General features: G+C 61.7%; 3 protein-coding genes. 1 reads left to right on the forward strand and 2 read right to left on the reverse strand.

All coding sequences use genetic code 11. The annotated features are described in order from the left end of the window. Together N800_RS15755 and N800_RS14940 are read right to left on the reverse strand one after the other, a co-directional pair. Positions 1 to 333: antibiotic biosynthesis monooxygenase family protein (locus N800_RS15755; RefSeq protein ID WP_156963029.1), on the reverse strand; the 333-nt coding region annotated here is incomplete at its 3' end. A gap of 36 nt (positions 334 to 369) precedes the next feature. Beyond that, on the reverse strand, positions 370 to 774 hold the full coding sequence (locus N800_RS14940; protein WP_036140496.1) for an MmcQ/YjbR family DNA-binding protein: 405 nt from the start codon (positions 772 to 774) through the stop codon (positions 370 to 372). 623 nt (positions 775 to 1397) lie between these two features. On the opposite strand from N800_RS14940, the gene N800_RS14945 reads away from it, so the two are divergent. Then, positions 1398 to 2003, forward strand: a 606-nt coding sequence (locus N800_RS14945) for an IS110 family transposase (RefSeq protein WP_036140497.1), incomplete at its 3' end; no start/stop codon positions are given.

The raw sequence follows: 2003 nt of genomic DNA on the forward strand, positions 1-2003 counted from the left end.
CCTGCCGTGCCGGGGCAGCGGAGCCAGATGATCTGATACTGGCTCAAGGATAAGCTCGGGCAGACTCTCCGCGATGGCCTCCCGCATCTGCTGCCAGGCCTCCGGATCCACTGACGGTCGAGCAAGGCCCTCTGCCTTTGCTTCAGCGGACGGCCACTGCGTGTAGCTGTACCAAACGTTGTCTGGACCACGATGCAGGCGCGACCCCAACGAGCCGCGCTCGGCCCGCAATAGTTGGGTTACACGAGACCAAGCCAGCACAAAGGCATCTTCGGAGCCGGGATGTAAGCGCCAGCGGTAGATGGCGCAGAAGGCGGGTTGCGGATTAGTCATGTACGTGAAACTTGGTTTAGGCGCCGAACGTTTGAATTAGGCCGAGCCGCGAAGCGGCTTCGGCTTTATTGAACTGTTAGGCAGCTCGCCCACGATGGCGGACTGCTGCCGTTTTGAAAGGCCGGAGAGCGCTTTGGTGTAAGACCACGTGATCAGCTCCTGAAGGTAGTCGGCTGGGACCGTGCCGACATCCACGATTGTGACCCAGCGGAACTTAGCCATGTAGCGGGCCGGCTTGATGCCAGGTATGTCAGTCAACTCCAAGAAGCGTTCTGGGGTGGTGCAAATACTAAAGCGCCACTTCTCCGGATCGCTGGTCTTGAAATAGGCAAACTTTCTTCCGCCAACATAGTAGACAAGGATGTTGCTAGGCGGCCCATACACTTTCGAGGATGTGCCGGGGTAACGACGGCAATGCTCTTTGACGGCGGCAACATCCATTTGACGGTCCTGAGCGGCCTAACGCCTGAGTTAAGTCGAGCTCAAGCGCGAAGCGATTGAGCTTCGACTTGAACGAACTGTTAGGTGCTATTTTGAGCACCAAAAGAAAATTGAAGATAGTACGGATTGCCGCCAGACGTACAGACGGTCCAGAAGGCGGGCGGGTACGAGCAAAAAGCACGCGCCTGCAGCGACGAAAGCGCCAGCAAACAGCGTAGCGGAGAGCTTTGGCCCGAACTCATCGATAGGACTGCCGTTGTAGATGATGGACGCGTTCGGGTCCATTACCAGTGGAACGAAAGAAACTAAAAGAACTGCGCCCACGAGTGCCCACGCGAGCCCCATTAGGCGGAGCAGTCGGCGATGGCGACGCATCTTTTTGAAGTGGCTAGTGTCCATACGCCCTAACGCCTTATGTCTTGAGTTTCCCCTAGCCTAAGAGCCGAGAGCCCGGCGTGCGCGCCCGATAACGCCTCGGTGTCAGCACCACCGTAATTCAGCAGGGGCCGCACGCCGGATCTCGCGTCCTGCGCCCGAACAGTTGATCGAGGTTTCCCTCGAACTGATAAGCGTGGGCCTCGGGCGCGATGCTCTCGACCCCTCAACTGTAGCGGAGAACGGGCATGGCGGCAGTGGGCATCGACGTGGGCAAGGCCAACCTGGACATGGCGGTGGATGGGATGCGGGCCGTGGCACGGTTTGCCAACAGCCGCAGCGGCATCACCAAGCTGGTGAAGCGACTGCACGCCCTGGGCGCCTCACGGATCGTGGTGGAGGCCACCGGCGGCTACGAGGAGCCGCTGCTGGAGGCCTGTTCCGACGCCGGCCTGTGGGTGGCCCGGGTCAACCCGCGACAGGCCCGCGACTTTGCCCGCGCCACGGGCCAGTTGGCCAAGACCGACGCGATCGATGCCCGACTGCTGGCGCTGATGGCGCGGCTGCTCGCCGACCGCTTGCGCCCCTATGTGGCGGCGCAGCCGTGGCAACGCGAGTTGCGCGACTGGTTGCGCCGACGTGGCCAAGTCGTGGTCACGCTGCAGACGCAGAAGCAGCAGGCCGCGATGGCATCGGCGACAGTCCGTTCGCTGACGGCGCGCACTGTTGCGGCACTGTCGCGCGAGCTGGCGGCTATCGACCGCGCCGTGCAGGCCCTGATCAGGCAACATGCGACGCCGGCACTTCGTTCCAGCAACGGATTGGGCCCGGTGTTTCAGGCGACCATGCTGGCG

This window comes from Lysobacter daejeonensis GH1-9, from assembly GCF_000768355.1.
Classification (GTDB): Bacteria; Pseudomonadota; Gammaproteobacteria; order Xanthomonadales; family Xanthomonadaceae; genus Aerolutibacter; species Aerolutibacter daejeonensis.